Source organism: Marinobacter sp. BW6 (assembly GCF_008107725.1).
Taxonomy (GTDB): domain Bacteria; phylum Pseudomonadota; class Gammaproteobacteria; order Pseudomonadales; family Oleiphilaceae; genus Marinobacter.
In genome coordinates, this window is sequence record NZ_VIRN01000050.1 from 25,478 (window position 1) to 44,073 (window position 18,596).

Consider the following 18,596-nt stretch of genomic DNA (forward strand, 5'->3'; position numbering starts at 1 on the left):
ACCTCAGCGCGGATAGCATGCCTGATGTATATCTACCGTCTGGTCTTCCTGTTGGTATTGGCCATCTATATTTTTTCGCCCAACATCCTTGACTGGTGGACTTCGCCGGGGAACGTCTGGTATAGCCCCTACATTATTTGGGCCGGGCTGATTGCTATCGGTTTCTGGCTGGAATGGCGGCGGGACCCCAATGAGTTTTAGTGCCTCCGGCCTGCTGCTCGCCAGCCTGCTGTATCTGATTCTGCTGTTCGGCATTGCCTGGTTTACCGAGCGCGGCATGGTGCCCAGACGCTGGGTTCGCCACCCTCTGGTTTACGTACTTAGTCTGGGCGTGTACGCCGGCATCTGGGCAGTCTACGGCGCCGTTGGCATGGCGGCCGAATCCGGCTACGGCTTCCTCGCCTACTACCTGGGCATCAGCGGCGCCTTTCTGCTGGCACCGGTACTTCTGAACCCGGTCATGAGAATCGGGCGCGCCTACCAGCTCACATCCCTGGCCGACCTGTTTGCCTATCGCTACCGCAGCCAGTGGGCCGGCACCCTGGTCACTCTCTGCTCCGGCGGTGCCATTCTGGCTCTGCTGAGCATGCAGATTCAGGCGGTCGCCACCTCTGCCAGCATCCTGGCGCCGGACACCTCCCCAAAGCTGATCAGTGTGATGTTCAGCATGATTGTGGTGTTGTTTGCCATGCTGTTCGGGGCACGACGTGACCAGAATTCTGAAAACCACCAGGGCCTGGTGCTGGCCATTGCCTTTGATTCGCTGGTCAAGCTGGTGGCATTGCTGGTGCTCGGGGGCGTAATCCTGTTCGGGGTTTTTGACGGCATGAACGGCCTGGAGCGCTGGCTGGATAACCGCACTTCGCCAGCCACCACCATGACCCTGAGTATTGACGACGGCAGCTGGCGGGCACTGATGCTGATGTCCTTTGCCGGCGCTCTGGTGCTGCCGCACATGTATCACATGACCTTCAGCGAAAACCCCTCACCCAAGGCACTGGCCAAAGCCAGCTGGGGTCTGCCATTGTACCTGCTGCTGCTTGGCCTGCCGGTGCCCCTGATCCTCTGGGGCGGCCAGGAACTGGCAGTCACCACAGGGCCCGGGTTCTTTGCCATCGGGGCCGCCCAGGCGCTGGAAAGCCCTGCACTGACACTGCTTATGTACATTGCCGGCCTGTCCGCCGCCAGCGGCCTGATGATCGTCAGCACCCTGGCACTGGCGGGCATGGCACTGAACCATGTGGTACTGCCACTGAAAACCCCGAAAGACCAGGGTGATATCTATCGCTGGCTGCAGTGGATCAAACGTCTGCTCATCGCGGTGATCATTTTCCTGGCGTTGCTGTTTCACGAGGCCGTTGGCAAGAACCTCGATCTGTCGATTCTGGGCGCGATTTCCCTCTCCGGCACACTGCAACTGCTGCCCGGTGCCCTGGGCGTGATTTACTGGCCTGAAGGTAACCGCCGTGGCCTGATCGCCGGCTTGATTGTCGGGCTGACCATCTGGGTGGTTACCCTGGTACTGCCGTTCTCGCACACGGCCAACCTGCTGGCCTGGCTCGATGCGCCCCTGATACCGGACTACAGCAACTGGCATATCTTCACGTTCGTCAGCCTGACCGCCAACATTACCGTGTTCGCGCTGATTTCCATCCTCAGCACCAGTACCAGTGAAGAGAACAGCGCAGCCCAGGCCTGTTCACTGGGCGCCCTTTCGCGCCCGCAACGCCGTGAACTGCTTGCTACGTCCTCCAGCGACTTTGTCCGGCAATTGGCGGAGCCTTTGGGCTATGGCGTGGCCCGGCGCGAAGTGGAGCGGGCACTGGGCCAGCTTAAGCTGCCCAATGTGGAGTACCGGCCGTATCAGCTCAGACGACTACGGGACCAGGTGGAAATAAACCTGTCCGGTCTGCTCGGCCCCTCTGTCGCCAGGGACATGGTCAAACGCCATCTCGGCTTCAAGCCCATGGCCCAGGGAGGCACAGCCCAGGATATTCGCTATGTCGAGCGCGCCCTCGGCGACTACCAGAACCGACTGACCGGTCTTGCCGGTGAACTGGACAACCTGCGTCGGCATTATCGCCAGACCCTGCAGAACCTGCCCATTCCCGCCTGCTCCGTCGGTGAAGACGGTGAGATACTGATGTGGAACCACGCCATGGAGGCGCTCACCGGCATTACTGCCGATGATGTGGTCGGCGCCAGGCTTATGGCCCTGCCCGAGCACTGGCATCTGCTACTCGAAGATTTCAACCTGGGGCCAGACCTGCATCGCTACAAACACCGACTGGATCTGCGTGGCAAACCCCACTGGCTGAACCTTCACAAAGCCGCCCTGAGCGGACCGGACCACACCGAAGGCGGCAGCATCATCCTGGTGGAAGACCAGACCGAAACCCGGCTGCTGGAAGACGAGCTCATGCACAGCGAGCGACTGGCCTCGGTGGGTAGACTGGCCGCCGGGGTCGCTCACGAGATCGGGAACCCGGTGACCGGTATCTCCTCGCTGGCCCAGAACCTGAAGCTGGAAACTGACAACCCGGATATTCTCGACACGGCGGACCAGATCCAGCAGCAGACCCGGCGAATCTCCACCATCCTGCAGTCGCTGATGAATTTTGCCCGCACGGGCAATCACGCCCAGGCCAACCGTTACGAGCCGGTCACGATACACCGTTGCGTCGAGGAATCGATCAACCTGCTTTCCCTGAGCGACAAAGGTCTGGGCATTCACTACGTCAACGACTGCCCACCCTCATTGCAAGTATTGGGCGATGAGCAGCGACTCGTCCAGGTCTTCGTCAACCTGCTGGCAAACGCCCGCGATGCCTCACCGGAAGGCGGCACTATCCGGGTCAGTGGAAAGGGCGATGGCTACTCCGCTATTATCGAAGTGGTTGATGAAGGCTCCGGCATTCCCGGGGACCAGCTCGATCATATCTTCGAGCCGTTTTACACCACCAAGGCCCCCAATAAGGGAACCGGTCTTGGCCTGTCGCTGGTGTACAGCATTATTGAAGAGCACTATGGCAACATTCAGGTGGACAGCCCAGCGAACGCCGACACCGGCCGCGGAACCTGCGTGAGGCTGAGATTGCCAGCCTACGAACCGGAAACCGGCAACATTGCCATCAGCCAGAACCAAAGGTCTTGAGACTCTTATGCCTCGCATTCTGATCGTGGAAGACGAAGACATTATTCGCTCGGCAGTGCGCAAACTGTTGCTGCATGCCGGCTACGAAGTCGCCGATGCGGCCTCTGTTGAAGAAGCCGAGCAGAACCACGAACCGGATCAGTTTGACCTGATCATTTCCGATCTTCGCCTGCCGGGAGCGGCGGGCACCGAACTGATCAACCGTGCACCCAATACACCGGTGCTGATCATGACCAGCTATGCCAGCCTGCGATCGGCGGTGGATTCCATGAAAATGGGTGCCGTTGAGTACATCGCCAAACCGTTTGACCATGATGAAATGCTGGCCGCTGTTGAGAACATCCTGGCCCGACAACCCTCTGCCCGCAACACAGGTGATGATTCGGCGCCACCTACGGAAACACCTGAAAGCAGTGATCCGGCCAACATCATGTTCGGCCAGTGCGAGCCGATGCAGCGGGTATTTACCCTGATCCGCAAAGTGGCCCCGACTGAAACCACCGTGTTGATTCAGGGCGAATCCGGTACCGGTAAGGAGCTGGCCGCGCGCGCCCTGCACCTGCTGAGCCCCCGCGCCGCCAAGCCACTGATCTCGGTAAACTGCGCGGCCATCCCGGAAAGCCTGATTGAGTCGGAATTGTTTGGCCATGAAAAGGGCGCCTTTACCGGAGCGGTTTCAGCAAGAACCGGGCTGATTGAGGCCGCAGACGGGGGTAGTCTTTTCCTGGATGAAATCGGCGAACTGCCGGCCGAAGCACAAGCACGCCTGCTTCGGGTTCTACAGGAGAGCGAGATCCGTAAAGTTGGCTCCACCCAGAGCCGCACCGTCAACGTGCGGATGATTGCCGCCACCCACCGAAACCTGAAGGCCATGACACGCACCGGGGAATTCCGTGAAGACCTGTACTACCGGTTAAACGTCATGCAGATCCGCATCCCGCCTTTGCGCGAGCGCCAGAGTGATATCCTGGGCCTGGCCCGCCGCTTCCTGAAACGTCAGGGCGAGAGAATGGGCAAGCCCGATCTCAATCTCAGCCCCGAGGCCATGCGCGTCCTGGAACGACACCGCTGGCCAGGTAACGTCCGGGAGCTGGAAAACGCCATTGAGCGCGCCACCATCCTTTGTGACGGGGACGTGATTACGCCTTCATTGCTGGACCTGGACAGCGAAGGCAGCGACGAACACATCCCTGAGACCCTCGTGGACGGCAATAACGAGCAGGCACGCACCCGCGAAGTGGACTCATCCAACGATCTCTCCCTCGAAGATTACTTCCAGCATTTCGTTCTGGAAAACCAGGACCGCATGAGCGAAACGGAACTGGCCCAGAAACTGGGCATCAGCCGAAAATCGCTCTGGGAGCGTCGCCAGCGTCTCGGCATTCCCCGGAAAAAATCCTCGGGCAACTGAACTCGCCATAGTGTGAACCCGGACTCAGTTGTTACCCTCTGTTCCTGTCGGTAACACTCCTCACGAAAGTAACGTGATCTCAGTAACACTTAGGTTGAATACGGGGTAACACTTATGACCTACAAAATCGTAAGACTCTGTTAACCAAGGAAATTCAAAAACTGGCACACGGACTGCAAACTATTTGGCGCACAACAACAAAAACAAGAGTGACAAAGCAGCGCCAACAACAAGAACAAAAAGCTGCAGAGAACGTTCGGTAACAAAAACAACAACAGAACGTGAGCGAACTGAGTGTTTTGGGTACTTTGCTTTTTAGTGGTCCCCCGGCACGTGCGAGTTGTAGATGTAGAGAAGAATCACCTTGGAGGTGACGCTGCAGCTACTCCAAACCCGCCCGATGTCTCTGACTGCTCTGTGTATTCAAAGCTTTCCGTTTGCACTGCTGAGATGCCCCTTAATGGGGATATGCAGTGGGGTACAAAAACGAAGAAAAATCCCGGCAAAAACAAAAACAATGCAGATCGTCAACGCTTTGAGGGCGGATTCGTGAGAACGGATCCGCCTTTTGATTTTCTGGGCTCCGGAAGGTAATCCACGGCAAACGTGTGCAAATCCTGCTCAAACCGTTAAACTCTCGGTTTTTGCTCATCGCAACCACGGATTTCAATGCCTAAAAGACTCGTCGATAAACTCCGTTCCTTCATGCCCGGCAACGGAAAAAAGAAAGCCCGCACCTACCAGCGACGGGAAATCCCCCGGGACCAACACAACGTCTCACGCTCGGTGATCAGCGAGCCTGCCAAGAAAGTTCTGCATCGTCTGAACAAAGCAGGCTATGAAGCCTACCTTGTAGGAGGCGGCGTCAGAGACATCCTGCTGGGTGGGAAGCCCAAGGACTTTGACATTGCAACCAATGCCACACCGGAGGAAGTTCACGATCTGTTCCGCAACTCCCGGTTGATCGGACGGCGGTTCCGGATTGTCCACGTGGTGTTTGGCCGCGAAGTGATTGAGGTGACGACCTTCCGGGGCAACGCCACGGAAGCCGATACCGACACCGATGATGACGATCGCAGGACCAGTGAACACGGCCTGCTTCTGCGCGACAATGTGTACGGCAACCAGGAAGAAGACGCCCTGCGTCGGGACTTTACCGTCAATGCCCTGTACTACTGCATCCGCGACTTCACCGTTATTGATTTCGCCAACGGCATCGAGGATCTACGCAACCGACAGCTGCGCCTGATCGGCGATCCGGAGACCCGCTACCGGGAGGACCCGGTACGCATGCTCCGCGCCATCCGCTTTGCCGCCAAGCTCGACTTCGACATTGAGCCCGAGACTGAGGCCCCCATCGGGGAACTGGCGCCACTGTTAACCCACATCCCGCCGGCTCGCCTGTTTGAGGAAGTACTCAAACTGTTTTCCGCAGGCCAGGGCGAAGCCACTTACGACCTGTTGACCCGCTACAACCTGCTGGAACCCTTGTTTCCAGAGACGGTCAGGGCCATTGAGAACGGCGAGCCGGACGAGCTCATTCGCCAGGCCCTGAGAAATACGGATGCCCGGATTGCCCAGGGCAAATCGGTCACGCCTTACTTCCTGTTTGCCGCCATGCTCTGGCCGGCACTCCAGTCGGAATGGCATCGCAGGCAGGACAACGGTGATCCAGTCCAGCCGGCACTGCACGGAGCCATCGGCAAGGTGATAGGCCGCCAGGTACAGGCAACCTCCATTCCGAAGCGCTTCTCAGGGCCCATGAAAGAGATCTGGGAACTCCAGATGCGCCTGCCCCGTCGGCAGGGCAAGCGGGCCTTTGCCACCATGACGCACCCCAGATTCAGGGCCGCTTACGATTTCCTGCTGGTTCGCGAAGCGTCTGGCGAGATTGAACCCGGGCTTGGCCAATGGTGGACCGAGTTCCAGCAAGAGGATGAACGAGGCCAGGAGCGGATGCTGTCGCAGCTAAGCACCGATGCACCCAAAAAGCGTCGTCGTCGACGCAAGCCGGTCAACCGCCCCGCCCAGCAATGATGACAGATGCGTTTATCGGTCTTGGCAGCAACCTGAAAGAACCGGCTGCTCAACTGGCCCGGGCAGTCTCTGCCCTGGCCACACTGCCTGAGACGGTTCTGGTGGCCCAATCCCCTTTTTACGCCAGCCGCCCGGTCGGTCCCCAGGACCAGCCGGACTTTGTGAACGGTGCCGTGTGGCTGAGGACGTCCCTTCGACCACACCGGTTGCTTGACGAACTGCAGCGCATCGAACAAAAGCACGGTCGGGAACGGCTTCGGCACTGGGGTCCCCGCACCCTTGATCTGGACGTACTGCTTTTCGGCACCCAGGTACTGGACGATGAGCGCCTCACCGTCCCCCATCGGGAGCTGGCGAACCGGGACTTTGCACTCCAACCCCTGCTGGACCTGAAGGCCGACCTGGCTCTGCCTGACGGCACCCCCATTGCCGAACTGCGCAACCAATGCCCCGACAACGGCTTGCGCAAGCTTCCACCGGCGGATTACCCTTAACACTTCAATGCCGGCACCCCGGCGCGCCCAGGCCCATCCACCCAAAAGGCAAGGATTCTATGGCTGTTACCATCAATACCCTGCGTGAGTTCAAGCAGAAGGGCGAAGCCTTCTCTGCCCTTACCTCCTATGACGCCACCTTTTCCCAGGTGGTCAGCGAAGCGGGCGTTCACGTAATCCTTATTGGCGACTCCCTTGGCATGGTGCTTCAGGGACATGACAGCACCCTGCCGGTGACCATGGAACAGATGGTGTACCACGTCAGCTGCGTGGCCAAAGGTAATCGCGGGTCCCTGATCATGGCGGACATGCCCTTTATGAGTTACGGCACTGTTAAGTCTGCGCTGGAAAACGCAGCGGAACTGATGCGAGCGGGCGCCCACATGGTAAAGCTTGAGGGTACCGACTGGATGAAAGAGACCATTACGGCTCTGACCGAGCGGGCCGTGCCCGTGTGTGCACACCTTGGCCTGACGCCGCAGTTCGTCAATAAATTTGGCGGCTACAAGGTTCAGGGCCGTGATGAAAAGGCGGCCGAAATGATGATCGAACATGCCTGCGAACTGGAAGCGGCCGGCGCCGATGTCATCCTTCTGGAATGCGTCCCTGCACCTCTGGCGGCGCGCATTTCCCAGGCCGTTAAAGCACCCGTCATCGGGATAGGTGCAGGGCCGGATACAGACGGCCAGATTCTTGTTCTGCACGACATGCTCGGCATTACCACCGGCCGCAAACCGCGATTCGTCAAAAACTTCCTTGCCGAGACAGATTCGGTACAGGAGGCCCTGCAGGCCTACGTGAAAGCCGTAGGCGAGCGCACATTCCCCGCTGAGGAGCATACGTTCAAGGCATGAGAACCATACATTCCCTGAAAGAACTGAGAACCATCCTTCGCGGCTACCGCCAGCAGGGAAAAACCATCGGTCTGGTTCCCACCATGGGCAACCTGCACGAGGGTCATATCTCGCTGGTTCGCAAAGCGGCGGAAATGGCGGATGTTGTGGTGACCAGCATCTTCGTGAATCCGATGCAGTTTGGGGCCGGTGAAGACCTCGACACCTACCCGAGAACCCTGGCTGAAGACCAGGACAAACTTGCCTCGGCTGGAAACACCCTGGTATTTGCGCCCACCGCCGAAGAAATCTACCCGGAAGGGCTGGCAAAGCAGACCCAGGTGGTTGTGCCGGACGTCAGCGATGGCCACTGCGGCGCCAGCCGGCCAGGCCATTTCGAGGGTGTTGCCACGGTGGTCACGATGCTGTTCAACATGGTTCAGCCTGATTTTGCCGTATTCGGCGAGAAGGATTTCCAGCAACTCGCCGTGATCCGGAAAATGGTTCGTGACCTGATGATCCCCGTGGATGTGGTGGGAGCGCCCACTGTGAGAGAGGACGACGGCCTGGCGAAAAGCTCACGCAATGGTTACCTGACACCCCAGGAACGGCAAATTGCACCAGTGGTCTATCAGACCCTGCAGGCCACAGCGGCAAAAATAACCGATGGCCGTACAGACTTCCAAACACTGGAAAACGAAGCCGAACAACGTCTCGGGGATGCCGGGCTACGGTCGGATTACTTCAACATCGTCAACAGTCAAACACTCAAACCGGCTACAGCCGATGACCGGGACGTTACGCTGCTGGCCGCCGCTTTCCTGGGCACCACCCGCTTGATCGATAACCTGTCCCTGACCCGATAAGCCAACAGAAAAGGACTCTCTGATGCCCGCACATCCTGCAGTACTGACCTCGAAACCCGAATGGCAGACACTGATGGAGCAGCGGGAACGCCTGGACGGCGTTCTCATGAAGGATCTATTCAATGAAGATCCCGGACGGGCAAAGCGCTACTTCATCGAAGGTGCAGGGCTATCACTGGATTTTTCCAAGAACCGGATCACCGATGAGGTGCTCGAGGCATTGCTGGCGCTGGCCAGGAGCTGCAACCTGGAAGCAAGGCGGGAGGCGTTGTTCAGCGGAGAGAGAGTCAACGTTACCGAAGACCGCCCTGCCCTGCACACTGCATTGCGCAACCCGGGGACCGAAGCCGTCACTGTCGGGGGCGAAGATGTGGTCGCCGAAGTTCAGAGAACTCTCCAACGCATGGAAGCCCTGGTGGATGAGGTGTTGGGCCAACGCCGCACCGGATACACCGGCAAGCCTTTCACCGATGTCGTAAGCATCGGTATCGGCGGCTCCTACCTGGGCCCGAAGCTGGTGGGCGAAGCCCTTCAACCTTATGCCCAGGCTGGCATTCGATGCCATTACGTAGCCAACATCGATGGCACCGAAATCTGCGAGACGCTGCGCCAGATAAACCCGGAAACCGCGCTCTTCCTGATTCAGTCCAAGTCGTTCCGGACCCAGGAAACCCTGGAAAACAGCAAGGTGGCGCGGCAATGGTTTCTGGATCGCTGCGGTGATGAGCAGGCGGTGTCACGGCATTTCATGGCGGTAACCGCCAACGTACCGGCAGCGCAGGGCTTCGGCATTGATCCGGACAATGTCTTTCCAATGTGGGATTGGGTGGGTGGTCGTTACTCACTCTGGTCTGCCATCGGGCTTCCCATTGCCTTTACCGTTGGCATGGCCAATTTCCGGGCACTGCTAGCCGGCGCCCATGCCATGGACCAGCACTTCCGGGAAGCGCCGCTGGCGGAGAATCTGCCCGTGGTTATGGCCATGCTGGGCATCTGGTACAACAATTTCTGGGGTGCCGAAACCCACGCGATCCTGCCTTACGATCATTACCTGCGCAGTCTGCCGGACCACCTCCAACAGCTGGACATGGAGAGCAACGGCAAAAGCGTAAGCCAGGGTGGCGACGCCCTGGCCTGGCAATCCGGCCCGGTCATCTGGGGCGGAGTCGGCGCCAATGGCCAGCACGCCTATCACCAGCTGATCCACCAGGGCACGCGGCTGATTCCTGCGGATTTCATCATCCCCCTGAAAACCCACAATCCGGTGGCGACCCATCACGCCGATCTGTTCGCCAACTGCCTGAGCCAGGCCCGGGCGATGATGGCCGGAAAATCACTGGAAGAAGCCAGGGCAGAACTGGTCGCGGATGGTCGGGCCGAAGCGGAGATTGAACAGCTTGCGCCCCATAAGGTCATCCCGGGCAACAAGCCAAGCAACACGCTGACCATGGAAAAGGTGACACCGGAGACCGTTGGCGCACTCATCGCTCTCTACGAGCATCGCACCTTCGTGCAGGGGGTGATCTGGGATGTGGATTCGTTTGATCAGTGGGGCGTGGAACTCGGGAAACAGTTGGGCAAGGGCATTCTGCCGCGCCTGCTTGGCCGGGAAGACGGCAACGAGGCCAGTGACAGCTCGACCGATCACCTTATTGACCTGTTCCGCTCAACCGGCGGCGCTTGATATCTGGCGCCCCTGCCAGCTGAAATTCACCGGCCAGAGCTTCTGTCCGGTGCTGTATTCCCGCCACAACTGGCCATAGGATTTGCCGCACTCCGGATGCACTGCCTCCGGAGCGATGTCTGCCAGCGGCCGCAACACGAAGGCGTTTTTCAGAATTTCCCCTCTGGGCAGCTCGACACCGTCTATCCGGCCAACCGCGTCACCATAAGTGAGAATGTCGAGATCCAGGGTTCGCGCGCTGAATTTTGGAACATCCCGGCGCCGGCCATTATCGGCCTCCAGCTGCTTGAAACGTTGTGACAGCTCGGCCACCGGCAAGGACGTGTCCACGCCCACCACCAGGTTCAGAAAGGGGGACCCGTCAAATCCGACGGCCTCGCTGTCGTAGACCGGGGAGATGGTTAGCTCGCCAAACCACGCAGACAGAGCATCAAGCGCGGCTTTGACATAGCGCTCCCTGTCCACATTGCTGCCAATGCTGATGTAAACCCGGACAGCCGCTGCCATTACCGCATCCCCCTCTCGATCCGCACGCCCACTGCCTGCGCCGCCGGTACGGCGCCGGGCTTGCGTATCGCCAGTCGCAACCACTTTATGCCGAGTTCATCCTGCAATGTTTTCGCCAGGACCTCCGCCCCGTGTTCAAGCAGTTTCGGCCTGAGCGCCTGCAGGCAGGCCTCGACCCGGGTACTGACGGCAGCGTAATCCAGGGCGTCGGCCACATTATCTGTCTTGCCCGGCACGCTATTATCCCAAGCCATTTCCAGATCAATCACCAGGCTCTGGGTGACTTCCCGCTCCCAGTCGTAAACTCCGACCACAGTTTCCACAACCAGGCCTTCGATCAATACGGTGTCTGCCAAGGGTGCTCCCGGATTCTTCCACTCTTTGGTGATTGAATAACGCACAGCCAGGGGATACTGTGAGCAATCTGGCCCGCGTTTTCAGGGCGGGCATTTTCGCACATATTGGCCATATACGTCTTTGTCTCCGAGCCCATAGCATGCTTCCCAGTGACCCGGTGTTAACGGTTTTGCTCTGCGCCGCCGCTTACATGGCAGGCTCGGTGTTGTTTGCTCTGCCGGTTTGCCAGCTCTGGAAGCTACCGGACCCGCGAGCCCAGGGTTCAGGCAATCCGGGCGCCACTAACGTCTACCGCACCGGCGGCTGGCCGCCAGCCCTTCTGACTCTTGCACTGGATGCTGCCAAAGGGTGGTTACCCGTATGGCTGGCCCATGCCGCCGGCCTTTCGGTAATGGTGCAAGCCATGGTTGCCCTGTGTGCGGTAACCGGCCATATGATCCCGGCCTTCTACCGATTCAAAGGCGGCAAGGGCGTCGCGACGGCGTTAGGGGCTGGCCTTGCCCTGGCTCCGGTCACAACGCTGATGATGGCAGCTATCTGGATGCTGATTATTTGGCGCTGGCGCATTTCAGCCCTCGCCTCCCTGGTGGCGATTATCAGTGGCCCGCTGATCAGTGCATTCCTCGAGCCGGAAACCCTGCCACTGTTCGGCCTGCTTGCCATCCTGATTGTCGTTCGCCACCGCAATAATCTGATCCGGCTCGCCCAGGGCCGCGAAGCAGGGCTTTGATTATCAGTCCACCAAGCCGGTGGATCTGGCTTCATTGATGGGTGGCAGCGTGTTCATTGGCCATCGGGGCACCGCGACAATCCGATCACCGTCCTGCTGACCGGCCTTTATTCGCTGAGCGCCGGCGTAGGCGATCATAGCGCCGTTATCCGTGCAGAACTCAGGGCGGGCGTAAAACACGCTGGCTTTGAGCTTGCCGGTCATTTTCTCCAGGCCGGCTCGCAACCGCTTATTGGCGCTGACACCCCCGGCAATGACCAGGCGTTTGCAGCCTGTCTGCTCCAGGGCTCGACGGCACTTTATGGTGAGCGTATCCACCACAGCGGCTTCGAACGCCAGAGCGATATCCGCCCGGGTCTGGTCATCCAGCCCGCCTTCGCCACGAGCAGCATTGACGGTATTGAGAGTGAAGGTTTTCAGACCGCTGAAACTGAAATCCAGCCCCGGCCGATCAGTCATTGGTCTTGGGAACCGGTAACGGCCTTCCGTACCTTTTTCCGCGAGTGCCGCCACCCGGGGGCCACCCGGATAGTCCAGACCAAGCATCTTGGCGGTCTTGTCAAAGGCCTCTCCCGCGGCATCGTCCACCGATTCGCCGAGCATTTCGTACTCGCCAATACCATCGACCCGCACCAACTGAGTGTGGCCACCCGAGACAAGCAATGCGACAAACGGAAAAGCCGGTGGATTATCCTCCAGCATGGGCGCCAACAGGTGCCCCTCCATATGGTGTACGCCCAGCACAGGAATACCCAGGGCAAAACCCAGCGCATGGGCAACCGAGCCCCCGACCATCAGTGCGCCAACCAATCCCGGGCCGGCGGTATAGGCAATACCTTCTATGTCTGCCCGAGTTCTTCCAGCATCGGCCAACACCTGATCGCATAAAGGCAGAAGTTTCCGGACGTGATCCCGGGACGCCAGCTCAGGCACGACACCGCCGTAATCCGCGTGCATGTCGATCTGACTGAACAGTGCGTGCCCCAGCAACCCTGTTTCAGTGTCATAAAGAGCTACGCCGGTCTCATCACAGGAGGTTTCAATACCTAGAATCAGCATAATGTCAGGCCACATTGGTTGGCAGAAATGAAAACGACGCGCATTTTAGCAGAAACCCGAAACCCTCTGGCAGATTCATCGAACAAACATTGACCTCGCCATAACGCAGGCGCTATCATTGCCGCCCTAAAATATGCACTGGTCGAGTTTTAGCCAATCTGACCAGGGATCGAGAACCGGTCTGGCCACGCCAGACGGACAAAATTGAAACCGAATCTATCAGGTAGGTGATTTTCGAATGCCAGCTGTTAAAGTGAAAGAGAATGAACCGTTTGACGTAGCACTGCGTCGCTTCAAGCGTTCCTGCGAAAAAGCGGGTGTACTTTCTGAAGTACGTCGTCGTGAGCACTACGAGAAGCCGACCGCTGTTCGTAAGCGCAAAGCAGCCGCTGCCGTTAAGCGTCATCTCAAGAAGCTTCAGCGGGAACAGCGCAAGTTCGAGCGTCTGTACTAAGTTTTACCTGACGCCGCTTGACTGCAAAGCACTGATTGCCTGTACAGCCGCAGGCTGCACAGAGCGACTCAAAAATGCCGCCGAGGCCTGGCTTCGGCGGCATTTTTGGCTATTGGCCAACTCCGATGACGGCCTGATGTGGAGCCCCCATGAGCGGACTGATCCCTCAACAGTTTGTTGAAAACCTGCTGGATCGTATCGACCTGGCGGAACTGATCGGTTCACGCATTACGCTCAAGAAAGCCGGGGCCAACTACAAGGCCTGCTGCCCGTTTCACGACGAGAAAACACCCTCGTTCAATGTCCGGCCAGACAAAGGCTTTTATCATTGTTTCGGTTGCGGCGCCCATGGAGATGCCATCAGCTTTGTCAGGGAGTTTGAAGGCCTGGGTTTCACCGAAGCGGTCGAGGAACTGGCCAAACGGGTGGGGCTCGAAGTGCCCTACGACCGGGCCGCAAAGCAGGAAATTCAGCAGGCTCGAACATTAACCGATGCCCTGGACTTTGCCGGCCGGTTTTATCAGTCGTCGCTGAAGGGCCAGCAAGGCACCTATGCCCGTGACTACCTGCAGCAACGGGGGCTGGACAACACCATCATCGAGCAGTACCAGGTGGGCTACGCGCCTTCGACAGGTACCGCCCTGTTTGATGCCGCCAGCAAGGATCTGCAGGGCCCGCTGATCGAAACCGGCACGGTGTCTGACAAGTACGGCAGGCCCAGAGACCTTTTCCGCAACCGGGTGATGTTCCCGATTCGGAACACCCGGGGCAGAACCATTGCCTTCGGTGGCCGCACCCTTGGGGATGACAAGGCGAAATACATCAACTCTCCGGAGTCGGATGTATTCCACAAAAGTCGCGAGATCTATGGGCTTTTCGAAGCCAAGCAGGCCATCCGCCAGCTCGACAAGCTGCTGGTGGTTGAAGGCTACATGGATGTCATCGCCCTCGCCCAGCACGGCATTCACTATGCGGTTGCGACACTGGGCACGGCAACGAACCAGGACAGCCTGACAGCCCTGTTGAAGCAAGTGAGGCACATCGTGTTCTGCTTTGACGGCGACCAGGCCGGCTTCCGGGCCGCTGACCGGGCTATGGAGAACGCACTGGAACTGATGGCCGACGGCCTGCACCTCCAGTTTCTGATGCTGCCCCAGGGCGAGGACCCGGACACCCTTGTACGCAAGGAAGGGCCAGAGGCCTTCCAGAAGCGCATTGAAGGGGCAACACCTCTGTCTCGGTACCTGTTTGACCGGCAGAGCGAAGGATTGGACCTGCAGCTGCCCGAGCACCGGGGGGAACTGCGAGCCAGGGTTGAACCTCTACTCAACAAGATGCCCAGAAGCACCCTCCGGGATGCCATGTGGCACGAAATGCTCCGCCTTTGCGGTGGCCGGAACCAGTGGCAGAACCGCCAGCAGGGGCAGAAAGGAAGATGGAACGGCGAGCGACGGGACCGGGTTTCCGAAGATCGGATCGATGTGAAGCTCAGCAAGGACAGCATTCTGTGCCTTGCCCTGCTGGAAGCACCGGACCTGGCCACAGAGGTGACCGAGTTGGCCCGAAGCTCCCGGCAGTTTAACCAGGCCCGGAATTTTGCCGAGTGGATTCTGGCAAACGACATCCGGGACCGGAAAACACTGGTGCGCACGCTGGCTCTGGATACCGCCGCCCGAGGGCGGTTTTACAACCTGTTTGACGGGATCGAGCATATTCCGGCGCGGGAAAGCACACTCGCCGCCGCCAGGGAGTTGCTGAGCCCGAATGAAGAGGCATCCCGCCAGCAGCGACTTGCCACACTATTACGAAACCTGTCGAACCTCACAAGCGAGGAACGACAGGAGCTGAGAGCCCTGAGTGGTGGCACTGGGGACTAACAGCACTTGAAACTTGATGCACTGATCACCATCTAACCTTTGAGCCTAGGCTCCTTGGTGGCAGAGCAACCGAGCGACAGCTATAATGGCTGTTTAACTTTTTCCTTCTAGAAGCGAGTTCACAGGGTGTCTATGTCAGGCAATTCGCAAAAATCACGTTTGAAAGACCTCATTGCAAGAGGCAAGGAACAAGGTTACCTGACTTACGCCGAGGTGAATGACCACCTCCCGGAAGACATCGCCGACCCGGATCAGGTCGAAGACATCATTCGCATGATCAACGACATGGGTATTCAGGTGTGCGAAGAAACACCAGACGCCGATACCCTGCTGATGACCGAGGGCGACTCCACCGCTGACGAAGCTGCCGCTGCTGAAGCTGCTGCCGCTCTGGCGGCCGTTGAAACCGATGCTGGCCGCACCACGGACCCTGTGCGCATGTACATGCGTGAAATGGGTACCGTCGAGCTGCTGACCCGCGAAGGCGAAATCGTTATCGCCAAGCGCATCGAAGAAGGCATCCGCGATGTGATGGCCGCCGTTGCCCATTTCCCGGGTACCGCCGGCACTGTAATCCAGGCCTACGACCGTATTCTCGAAAACGAAGGTCGCATCAGCGACATCGTAACGGGCTTCCTCGATCCGGACGACGCCGAGCCGTTCATGGGCGAGGAAACCACCACCGAGAGTTCCGACGACTCCGATTCCTCGTCCGACGATGACGACGATTCCTCGGAAGAAGAAACCGATAACGGCCCGGATCCGGAAGAGACCCGTCTCCGGTTCGAACTGCTCAACGAAAAGCTGGATGCCGCCAACAAGGCACTGGCCAAGCACGGCCGCTCCGACAAGAAAACCCAGGAAGCCCTGAACGATCTGGGGCAAGTGTTCGCACCGTTCAAGCTTGCCAACAAGGCCTTTGATGAGCTGGTGAACGTGGTTCGCTCCACCAACGACCTGGTTCGTGAAAACGAGCGCGCGATCATGCAGATCTGTGTTCGTGAGTGCAAAATGCCCCGCAAGGACTTCATCAAGTCGTTCCCGGGCAACGAGACCAACCTGGATTGGGCCGAGAAGATCACCAAGAGCAAGAAGCCTTACGCAGCGCCCATGGCCGAGCGTATTGACGAGATTGTTCGGCTGCAGAAGCGCATCCAGAACGTGCAGACCGAAGTGGATCTGGACGTCGCTGACATCAAGGAAATCAACCGTCGCGTATCCATCGGTGAAGCCAAGGCTCGCCGCGCCAAGAAAGAGATGGTTGAGGCCAACCTGCGTCTGGTGATTTCTATTGCCAAGAAGTACACCAACCGCGGCCTGCAGTTCCTGGACCTGATCCAGGAGGGCAACATCGGCCTGATGAAGGCCGTAGACAAATTCGAGTACCGCCGCGGCTACAAGTTCTCAACCTACGCCACCTGGTGGATTCGTCAGGCCATCACCCGCTCCATCGCGGACCAGGCCCGCACCATCCGTATTCCGGTGCACATGATCGAGACCATCAACAAGCTCAATCGGATCTCCCGCCAGATGCTGCAGGAGATGGGCCGCGAACCGACGCCGGAAGAGCTTGGCGAGCGCATGGAAATGCCTGAGGACAAGATCCGCAAGGTACTGAAGATTGCGAAAGAGCCGATCTCCATGGAAACGCCGATCGGCGACGACGAAGACAGCCACCTGGGCGACTTCATCGAAGATATCCAAGCCCTCTCCCCGGTGGATTCCGCCACCGCCGAAGGCCTTCGTGAGTCCACCCGGATGGTACTGGCTGGCCTCACTGCAAGAGAGTCCAAGGTACTGCGCATGCGGTTTGGTATCGAGATGAACACCGACCACACCCTGGAAGAAGTCGGCAAACAGTTCGACGTCACTCGGGAGCGGATCCGTCAAATCGAAGCCAAGGCTCTGCGCAAACTTCGCCACCCGTCACGGTCCGATCACCTGCGCGGCTTCATCGACGACCAGGGCAATCAGGGATAATTTCCCAAACAGTAGCGGGCGCCACACCTCACCGGTATAATGGCGCCCGCTTTGTTTCCCCCCCAGGAAACACCTCTCAAAACAGCGTTCGCTGAACGGGCCTATAGCTCAGTTGGTTAGAGCAGGGGACTCATAATCCCTTGGTCGCAGGTTCGAGTCCTGCTGGGCCCACCATTATCAATCAGTTATAGATCGCTTAAACGCGTCCATCCTTGTGAGGTGTCGAAGGTCTGCTGCGCCCTCTTCAACTCTTTGATATAAGAACTCGAAACACGCTAGATCTATTACAGATCTCCACCACGGCGAGAGACCGAAACTTTTCTCGAAGCCCTTATATCAACAAATCCATACACCAACAGTGATTACCCTCCCCAGCTGAAAACAACCCACGATGTCGATATTTTTTACATTCATAAAACAAGCAATTGCCCAGAAATCTTCTTAGCTCATTGCTTTACTTGCGAATATTGATGGTGGCACAGGATCTGCTTAACGCTTACTAGGCAAGGAGCAGTTACCAAGCCCAAAACCAAGGAACTTCGTAGGTGCTGATACCATGAATAACATTATCAAATCATTAACATCGTTTGTCGGAGTGCTCGCGCTCTTTTGGTCGCTCTCAGCGAGCGCATTGTTGCTCGGGCCTGGTGACGCCGATGTAGTACATGACCCAGGGTCTCCAAACCCCGCGCTTGACGCAGAAGATGTCGCAGCGTTCTTCGGCACTTCGGCTCTCTCTCTGCTCTACAAAGCCAATTTTGAGGGCGGCGAAGATGGCTCATACCAATCCTTCTACTCAACAGCCTTTACTGGTGATCCCAATAATGCGCTAATTACATGGGATGGCCCTGATTGGATCATTTGTCCTGAGTGTTACCTTGTGGTTAAGGACGGAAGCCAGCCACAGTACCTATATGATTTAGGGAGCTGGAATGGTCAGGACAACTTAGATTTACAAGGCTTCTATCCAAATCAAGGGGCTATATCGCATGTTGCGATCTTCGGCAAAGCTGTCTCCGTCCCAGAGCCTGGCACTCTTGGCCTTTTAGGACTAGGCCTTATTGGCTTAGTGAGGCTCAGACGAAAAGTCCTCTGATATCCAAGCGTCGAATTACTTAACACCAAAAAACTCCCCGATTGGGGAGTTTTTTTC

Annotated in this window: 16 protein-coding genes and 1 tRNA gene; 14 read left to right on the forward strand and 3 right to left on the reverse strand. The window is 58.1% G+C overall.

Translation table 11 applies throughout. The features are described from left to right. Positions 1 to 24: 24 nt before the first annotated feature. The 8 genes from FMN52_RS19850 to pgi all read left to right on the forward strand — a co-directional run bounded on the left by FMN52_RS19850 (position 25) and on the right by pgi (position 10,479). Positions 25 to 201: a hypothetical protein gene (locus tag FMN52_RS19850; RefSeq protein WP_048497702.1), complete on the forward strand. Its 177-nt coding sequence runs from the start codon at positions 25 to 27 to the stop codon at positions 199 to 201. Then, positions 191 to 3,154 (forward strand): ATP-binding protein, encoded by a 2,964-nt coding sequence (locus FMN52_RS04400; protein WP_148607494.1) that lies wholly within the window; start codon positions 191 to 193, stop codon positions 3,152 to 3,154. The genes FMN52_RS19850 and FMN52_RS04400 overlap by 11 nt, the downstream gene beginning before the upstream one ends. 7 nt (positions 3,155 to 3,161) lie before the next feature. Continuing rightward, positions 3,162 to 4,565: a sigma-54 dependent transcriptional regulator gene (locus FMN52_RS04405; RefSeq protein ID WP_148607495.1), complete on the forward strand. Its 1,404-nt coding sequence runs from the start codon at positions 3,162 to 3,164 to the stop codon at positions 4,563 to 4,565. A gap of 669 nt (positions 4,566 to 5,234) precedes the next feature. Further along, positions 5,235 to 6,602 carry a polynucleotide adenylyltransferase PcnB gene (gene pcnB / locus FMN52_RS04415; protein ID WP_148607496.1) on the forward strand — a complete coding sequence of 456 codons (1,368 nt, stop codon included), beginning with the start codon at positions 5,235 to 5,237 and terminating at the stop codon, positions 6,600 to 6,602. Beyond that, a complete protein-coding gene (gene folK, locus FMN52_RS04420) occupies positions 6,599 to 7,096 on the forward strand; it encodes a 2-amino-4-hydroxy-6-hydroxymethyldihydropteridine diphosphokinase (RefSeq protein ID WP_148607497.1) in 498 nt (165 codons plus the stop codon). Before pcnB ends, folK (FMN52_RS04420) begins: the two co-directional genes overlap by 4 nt. Positions 7,097 to 7,155: 59 nt before the next feature. Beyond that, a complete protein-coding gene (gene panB, locus FMN52_RS04425; RefSeq protein ID WP_148607498.1) occupies positions 7,156 to 7,950 on the forward strand; it encodes a 3-methyl-2-oxobutanoate hydroxymethyltransferase in 795 nt (264 codons plus the stop codon). Further along, positions 7,947 to 8,795 carry a pantoate--beta-alanine ligase gene (gene panC / locus FMN52_RS04430; RefSeq protein WP_148607499.1) on the forward strand — a complete coding sequence of 283 codons (849 nt, stop codon included), beginning with the start codon at positions 7,947 to 7,949 and terminating at the stop codon, positions 8,793 to 8,795. The genes panB and panC overlap by 4 nt, the downstream gene beginning before the upstream one ends. A 22-nt stretch (positions 8,796 to 8,817) precedes the next feature. After that, the gene (gene pgi / locus FMN52_RS04435) at positions 8,818 to 10,479 is read left to right on the forward strand and encodes a glucose-6-phosphate isomerase (protein ID WP_148607500.1); all 1,662 of its coding nucleotides are present in this window, start codon (positions 8,818 to 8,820) and stop codon (positions 10,477 to 10,479) included. Here the strand turns inward: pgi and folK (FMN52_RS04440) are convergent. Then, entirely contained in the window at positions 10,462 to 10,986 is a 525-nt protein-coding gene (gene folK, locus FMN52_RS04440; RefSeq protein WP_148607501.1) for a 2-amino-4-hydroxy-6-hydroxymethyldihydropteridine diphosphokinase, read from the reverse strand. The genes pgi and folK (FMN52_RS04440) overlap by 18 nt on opposite strands. Further along, on the reverse strand, positions 10,986 to 11,342 hold the full coding sequence (folB, locus tag FMN52_RS04445; protein WP_148607502.1) for a dihydroneopterin aldolase: 357 nt from the start codon (positions 11,340 to 11,342) through the stop codon (positions 10,986 to 10,988). The genes folK (FMN52_RS04440) and folB overlap by 1 nt, the downstream gene beginning before the upstream one ends. A 140-nt stretch (positions 11,343 to 11,482) precedes the next feature. Here folB and plsY point away from each other — a divergent pair, with 140 nt between their 5' ends. Beyond that, on the forward strand, positions 11,483 to 12,073 hold the full coding sequence (gene plsY / locus FMN52_RS04450) for a glycerol-3-phosphate 1-O-acyltransferase PlsY (protein ID WP_148607503.1): 591 nt from the start codon (positions 11,483 to 11,485) through the stop codon (positions 12,071 to 12,073). A 3-nt stretch (positions 12,074 to 12,076) separates the two neighbouring features. Here plsY and tsaD read toward each other — a convergent pair whose 3' ends face one another. Next, positions 12,077 to 13,132 (reverse strand): tRNA (adenosine(37)-N6)-threonylcarbamoyltransferase complex transferase subunit TsaD, encoded by a 1,056-nt coding sequence (tsaD, locus tag FMN52_RS04455; protein WP_148607504.1) that lies wholly within the window; start codon positions 13,130 to 13,132, stop codon positions 12,077 to 12,079. A gap of 238 nt (positions 13,133 to 13,370) precedes the next feature. On the opposite strand from tsaD, the gene rpsU reads away from it, so the two are divergent. The 5 genes from rpsU to FMN52_RS04480 all read left to right on the forward strand — a co-directional run bounded on the left by rpsU (position 13,371) and on the right by FMN52_RS04480 (position 18,539). Further along, entirely contained in the window at positions 13,371 to 13,586 is a 216-nt protein-coding gene (rpsU, locus tag FMN52_RS04460) for a 30S ribosomal protein S21 (RefSeq protein ID WP_007153483.1), read from the forward strand. Positions 13,587 to 13,735: 149 nt separating this feature from the next. Beyond that, entirely contained in the window at positions 13,736 to 15,463 is a 1,728-nt protein-coding gene (dnaG, locus tag FMN52_RS04465; RefSeq protein WP_148607505.1) for a DNA primase, read from the forward strand. 132 nt (positions 15,464 to 15,595) lie between these two features. Next, a complete protein-coding gene (gene rpoD, locus FMN52_RS04470; RefSeq protein ID WP_148607506.1) occupies positions 15,596 to 17,443 on the forward strand; it encodes an RNA polymerase sigma factor RpoD in 1,848 nt (615 codons plus the stop codon). A 97-nt stretch (positions 17,444 to 17,540) separates the two neighbouring features. Then, positions 17,541 to 17,617: transfer RNA gene (locus tag FMN52_RS04475), tRNA-Ile, on the forward strand. A 382-nt stretch (positions 17,618 to 17,999) separates the two neighbouring features. Next, positions 18,000 to 18,539 (forward strand): PEP-CTERM sorting domain-containing protein, encoded by a 540-nt coding sequence (locus FMN52_RS04480; protein ID WP_148607507.1) that lies wholly within the window; start codon positions 18,000 to 18,002, stop codon positions 18,537 to 18,539. The last annotated feature ends 57 nt before the right edge of the window (positions 18,540 to 18,596 follow it).